Annotated in this window: 7 protein-coding genes; 5 read left to right on the plus strand and 2 right to left on the minus strand. The window is 67.3% G+C overall.

Features of this window, described 5'->3' with window-relative positions; genetic code table 11:
- From AB0J64_RS56575 to AB0J64_RS56585, 3 genes are all read left to right on the plus strand, one after another.
- Positions 1-548 (plus strand): hypothetical protein (locus tag AB0J64_RS56575; RefSeq protein ID WP_364046885.1); only part of this gene is annotated, 548 nt, incomplete at its 5' end.
- Positions 541-1,761 carry a DUF6545 domain-containing protein gene (locus tag AB0J64_RS56580; protein WP_364046888.1) on the plus strand — a complete coding sequence of 407 codons (1,221 nt, stop codon included), beginning with the start codon at positions 541-543 and terminating at the stop codon, positions 1,759-1,761. The genes AB0J64_RS56575 and AB0J64_RS56580, both read left to right, overlap by 8 nt.
- 208 nt (positions 1,762-1,969) lie before the next feature.
- Positions 1,970-2,488, plus strand: a complete 519-nt coding sequence (locus AB0J64_RS56585) for a hypothetical protein (protein ID WP_364046891.1) — start codon at positions 1,970-1,972, stop codon at positions 2,486-2,488.
- Between the two features lie 76 nt (positions 2,489-2,564).
- Here AB0J64_RS56585 and AB0J64_RS56590 read toward each other — a convergent pair whose 3' ends face one another.
- The gene (locus tag AB0J64_RS56590; RefSeq protein ID WP_364046894.1) at positions 2,565-2,735 is read right to left on the minus strand and encodes a hypothetical protein; all 171 of its coding nucleotides are present in this window, start codon (positions 2,733-2,735) and stop codon (positions 2,565-2,567) included.
- Positions 2,736-2,928: 193 nt separating this feature from the next.
- On the opposite strand from AB0J64_RS56590, the gene AB0J64_RS56595 reads away from it, so the two are divergent.
- A complete protein-coding gene (locus AB0J64_RS56595) occupies positions 2,929-3,393 on the plus strand; it encodes a hypothetical protein (RefSeq protein WP_364046897.1) in 465 nt (154 codons plus the stop codon).
- 183 nt (positions 3,394-3,576) lie between these two features.
- Positions 3,577-4,932: a hypothetical protein gene (locus AB0J64_RS56600; protein WP_364046900.1), complete on the plus strand. Its 1,356-nt coding sequence runs from the start codon at positions 3,577-3,579 to the stop codon at positions 4,930-4,932.
- Positions 4,933-4,972: 40 nt separating this feature from the next.
- Here AB0J64_RS56600 and AB0J64_RS56605 read toward each other — a convergent pair.
- The coding region (locus tag AB0J64_RS56605) for a DUF6545 domain-containing protein (RefSeq protein WP_364046903.1) at positions 4,973-5,669 on the minus strand (697 nt) is incomplete at its 5' end.

Below are 5,669 nucleotides of genomic sequence, written 5' to 3' on the forward strand. Positions count from 1 at the left end.
GGGTGGTGCCTCTCGACGACATCGTCAGGCTGCTCCCACGGCGTTTCACCCCCCGGCGCGACATCCCAACCGTCTGCGAGAAGCTCAGCGACCTGCGCGATCGTGAAGTGCTCCCCGCCCCGTTCGACTCCCGACAGCACCCGCTGATCTCCTGCAGCGTCACCGGCTTCTGCGTACGGACCGAGGAACGCGACTTCATCGGCTACCCCGTCGACGCCCCCGATCTCTACATCACCGTGGTTTTCTTACACGAGGTGTGCCACTGGGCGCGCAACCACCGCGGCCAGCCCTTGAATCGAGCGCGTCTGATCCAAGCCGCCGCCCCCACGCTGCACCTGCTCGGAGGCGAAACCATTGAAGAGATCCTGGGCCGGACCGACGCCGATGACGAGATAGAACAAGAAGCCGAAGAGTTCGCCTACAGTGTCGCCGGCCTGCCCCTGCTGGGGGTGAACCGGATCGATCCGGACATTCCGCAGGTGCTGCAGAACGTGCGCGGCGCCATCGCCGACCCCTTCGGCAGCGTACGAGGCCGGCGACGTGTCTGAACTGGCCGACGTCATCTTCATCGGGGTCATGTGGGCCATCGTGCTGGTGCGCGGCATCGCTATGCGGCACACCCGCGGGCACTTCCTGATGTGGCTCGCGTTGACGTCGGGTATCACCAGCATCAGCATCGCCCAGACACAACTCGCCGATCGGATCACGGCATGGGCTGGGACGCCTGCGCTGGCCTTCACGCTCGACGCTGTCCTCGCCCTGGCAGCGGTGACGTGGGTGAACACCTTCTTCATCGTGGCCGCCGCACCGCATCACGATCCCGCACGGCGGCGGCGGCAATGGTATCCCTGGCTGGTCACGGTACCGGTCTCCATAGCCCTGGCCGTACTTGCCGCTGGCAACGGCCTCGATCTCGACGGCACCTATGCCGCGGTGGGCGAGCATCGGGCGAGCGTCGCCCAAATTCTCATGATTTTCCTCTATGAGGCCACCCTTCTGGGGCACCTCGCCATGATGGTCTACCTGTTCGCGACGCTGTCGCGTCGCGAGAGCCACATCGCCGTGCGCTGGGCTCTGCGCGTGCTCACCGTGACCTCGATCGGCGTGGGTTCCCGAGCCGTGTACACCCTGGCCACCATGGGCTTGCCGGATCCGCCATGGCCCTGGGACGAGAATCTCGCGCTGCAGCTTCCGATGCCGTGGTACCTGTTGGGGTTTGTCGCAATCACTGTTCTCGGCTTCGTTGGACTGGCGCAGCAGCGCGCCACGCGGCGACGACTCGACGCGCTGGGGCCCTTGCGCGAGGCACTGGAGGCGGTCAGCCTCAGAAGCCGCTCACGCAATCCCGACCTGTCCGCTGCGCAGGCGCTGATCGCCCGCTACACCGAGATCGAGGACGGTCTGCGCCAGTTGCGCGAGCACGGCACGGCGGAAGCGCTCACCCTGGCTCAGCGGTACGTCCAGGCCCATCGGGTCTTCGGAAAGAAACGGCGTGACGCGATCGCCATGGCGGCCTGGATCGCTCTGACGCTCAAGCATCTCGAAGACCAGGTCTCACTGCCGAAGGCCGAGATGAGCTTTCCCCATCACTCCGCGCGCGGCGGTAATGATGATATTGACAGGCTCGCCCGAGTCGCGATCGCCTTCCAGCAACATCCCCTCGTCCCCGGATTTCTGGAAGCCTGCGAGGTTCACGAGGGCACCCTTCGCGTTCGAGGGCTGGCCCCGGCACCTCCTCCCCGGCGCGTCGCCGCCGGCTGACCTCTGCTGGCTCGGGCCCTTGCCTCCGAGACCCTCGCCCATGGCGGCCTCCTGCTGCTCCCGCTACCGCTTCGCTGCGCCGAGAAGGAGGACGATGGCTCCCCCCGCGCATGTACCAGCCGGTCTCACGTGGTTAATCGGTCCAGTCCCTCTTCCCGTCAGCGTCGCCATTGGCTTGCCGATCTGTGTGGGATGGCACGCCGCGGGCATGGCCGGCTTGCTCTGGGGGCTCGTGCCGGCGCTCTTCAGCGGAGTGCTCCCCCACCTCCTGGACCGCTGGGTCAAAGGGCACCGCCCTGAGGCAGAACCGGGATCAGGCAAGCCGACCGTACTGGTCGTGGGTTCGGCGGCATCCCTGATCTGCGGACTGATCATCATTGTGGCGTACGCAGCACCGCGGCCTGTGATCGCCTGTGCGGCAGGCCTGTTCGCCATCTTGATTGCTGTCGCGATCGCGTCCCAGTGGCGCTCGCCCACAGGTGAGCGTGTCGGCTGGAATGTGTCAGTGCATGCCGCGACCAGTGCAGGCGCGGCCGCGATCTGCTGGGTGGAGTTCGGGGTCGCGGCAGGGCTCCTGGCTGGAATCCTGGCCACAGCGGTCGCCTTGTCGCGAGTGCTTGTCCGCTCTCTCACCAGAGGGCAAGACGGACACACCGGCGTAGAGGCCCTTATCGGTGCGCTGGTGGGAGCCGCTGTGTGCGGCCTGATCTACTTGCTGCTCAGATGAGCCCCTTGCAGGGTCGCCCACCGGCCTGCGGTCATAATCGTTGTGGTGGCGGTCGCGGTTCGGTGTGGCCAGCGATTCAGCGCAGCAGCCTGAACGCACGTTCGCTGTGCTCGTGGCCGCCGAACAGGGCCGTGCCGACCACCGTGGCGGCCACGGCGACCTCGACGAGCAGCAGACCCGCCGCCACTACGGTGTGAAGTCCTAGCCATGCGTCGGCCGGTGGAGTCAGCACAGCGAGGCCTGTCACGAGGGCGGCGCCCCTTTCACGCCGAGGTCTGGTGGTCATGGCCCTGAAGTCTGCCGAGCCCAGTTATACGTCGGTGGGGTGGTGTGATGGGTGGTTGGCTGTAGGTGAGGTAGCAGGTGGGGTGCCAACCTAGCGATACGCGCGACGAGGTTTCCCGATGCCGCTGGCCATGCGTGGTCCTAGTCTTGGCGCCATGGAGTCCGACCCGCTCGAATGGGAACGCGTTGACGCGATGGTGTCTCTCGGCGCCGCAGCCGATCACGACGTGGCCCAGCTCGGCGCGGCCCTGTCGGCCGCTGTCCGCGACATCGCCTCCACTACACCAGATGATGGCGGCCTGGCCGATGATGGCTACTGCCCGCCTTGGCCGCTGCGCGCCGCGCTGCTACGCCAGCCGATGCATCCTGTCGTCGAGGCCGAGGTCGTTGTCCTGAGCGCGCGCATGGGCCAGGAGCTACCGCCCCGCCTACTGACCTACTACATGGGCCTGCTGATGCGAGTTGGACGCCCGGCGGCGCTGACGACCGACCGGGCGCTCGTGCGGGCACGCAACGCGATGGCCGACGTCCCGGGCACGCAGGGTTTGTGCGTACTGCCCGTTCCGCCCCGTCCCGAGATGGCCGCCATGCTCGCCGAGGACAGCCACTTCGCGGCATAACCCGTAGGTCGGACGGAACGCAACCTGGCTTGCCGAGAAGCGGCCGGCGGAGCAGGTGCCCTGGACAACTCCTGACATGGTGTCGCAACCGCCAAGAGTGGCAATCTGTCACGGTTGTGTCTACGATCTGGTCGCATTGATCGACAGTCAGCGGCAGAGGAGTTCACGATCACAGCGGTAGGGGTGGACACCGACAGCCCTACGGGCGAGATCCTTCGAGGCCTTCGCCAGGCGCAGCGCAAGTCGCTCGAGGACCTGGTGGGACCGCACTTATCGCATCGCCGACTAGAACTGATCGAGGAGGGGATTGAGCCGACGGGCGACGAGATCCGACTGCTGGCCGCCAAGCTTAACCTGGCAGAGTCGCCAGCCATCTTGCGAGAGGGATTGAGTCCGGGCCGGGGGCAGCAGATTCGCCAGGAACTGGCCGACGCCGCCGCAGCCCTGGCGCGCGGCGAACGTACGAAAGCCCGGGCTGGCTACGCGGCCGTGCTCGCTGATCCGGCCCTGGGCAGTCGCCCCGATCTGTGGCAGCTGACCGAACTCGGCCTGGCCCAGGCGCTCGAGGATGACGGGCACATGACATTGGCCATCGACCACCTCCGGCACCTGCTGATGGTGCTGGCACCCAACGGTGAACCACTGCCGCCGGGGGCTTATGAGGATCTTGGCCTGAGTGAGCAACGTGCCCGCGTCGCGATCTCGCTGAGCCGATGCCTGCGGGAGGCGGGTGATCTGGACGCCAGCATTCAGGTCGGCGAACACGCCTTCGCCGTGGAGATGGCCGAGGACTGGAGCGACCGAACCGTGGAACTCGGCGCAACCGTGCTGGCTGCCTACCTTGAACGGTGCGCCGTCCCGGCTGGGGGCGAACTAACAATCTGTCAGGCGCTGGCGGCAGTGCTCATGCGCGCTGCCGAGCGGCTCGGCACCCCACGGGCCCTGCTCGCCGCATGCCGCAGAGCTGCAACGGTCGCGGCCATCGCAGGGGACGCACAGCGCAGCCGTCGCCTTGGTGCACGCGCGCTGGCCGCTCTCCGTCAAGGTCCCCAGACGGTGTCGGCAATCAGGTTGCGGGCCCAGTTGATACTCGATCTGCTCCTGGCCTCCCCGGCCGAGCACGCTCAGGCCCGCCGGTGGCTGCGACAGATTCGCTCCGAGTTGGACCATGGCGTGCCCACCATACTGGACCGGGCCTACTGCGATCTGGCGAGTGCGCACATCGAATTGGCCTCCGGCGCCGCAGCAAGTGCGGTGCACCAGGCTGACGAGATCATCACCCGTTACCCGTCGGCTCGGACCGTGGGGGCGGCCGCCCAACTGGTGCGCGCCCGGGCCTTGAGCCTCGCCGGGCGGTTGCGGGAGAGCGCCGAAGCCCTGAACGCCGCCGGGGAGCAGTTGGTCGGGATGACGGCCCCGGCCCGCGCCAGTCAGGCTTTCGCCGACTGCGCCGCCGCATGGGAGAGATGCGGCGAGATCGAGGCCAGCACGGCAGCCTATCGGCGAGCCCTGGACACCATCGGCCTGACCGGGGCTTGAGCCGTATACGAGACACTGGCGGGTCCGGAGAAGAGGGTGGTCAGCCGATAAGCGAGGACTGGTCGGCCTGGGGCTCGAAGGTCTCGACGAACCTCCCGACCAGCGGGTGACGCTCAAAGGCTAATGCGACCCGCACCAACTGCGCGATGTCCTGGTTGATGCTACGGGTGGACGGAGTGGGGAAGCCCGCGTCGTGGGCCTCGAGCCTGATTCCGCGTTCGAGGCGTTGAAGCATCAATGCGATCCAGGCGGCTACGGCGATCGCCTCGCGTCGCTTTCTGCCCAGGACCCACCGCGCCCGGACGAATTGCCGAGCCTGGACCAGTACGGCAGGATCGCCGTGCGCCCGCAATTGCCGGAGGCCATCTTCGATGCGGGTGTAGCGGGCGATCAGTGCCTGCTCCACAGGCATCTCAGGGTCGTCGTAGCGGACGGGCCAGCCCGGAAGGGCCGTCGCCAGAGCCTGGTGCAGCGGGGCAAGCGCTTCCAGTTGTCGCCGTGCCGTACGCTGCTGGGCCAACCCGACGACGCCCAGCACCGTGATGCCGATGAAGGCGATACAGGACCACACCACGTTCATCCTGAGCGCGACTGGCGTACTCCATCGCCATGGAGCATGGGGCGCGATGATGGTGGCCAGGGTGTACACGGCCCGTGAGCCCGAGCCGATCGAAGTCACGGCGAGCACGCGCAGAGCCCAGCGCACGGCGATGTGGCTCTCGCGACGCGACAGCGTC

The sequence above is a fragment of the Nonomuraea sp. NPDC049695 genome (assembly GCF_040674955.1).
Lineage (GTDB): Bacteria > Actinomycetota > Actinomycetes > Streptosporangiales > Streptosporangiaceae > Nonomuraea > Nonomuraea helvata.

Excerpts from the sequence above, each read along its gene's own strand:
- AB0J64_RS56585 (WP_364046891.1), top strand. The coding sequence starts at position 1,970 with ATGGCCGGCTTGCTCTGGGGGCTCGTGCCGGCGCTCTTCAGCGGAGTG.
- AB0J64_RS56595 (WP_364046897.1), top strand. The coding sequence starts at position 2,929 with ATGGAGTCCGACCCGCTCGAATGGGAACGCGTTGACGCGATGGTGTCT.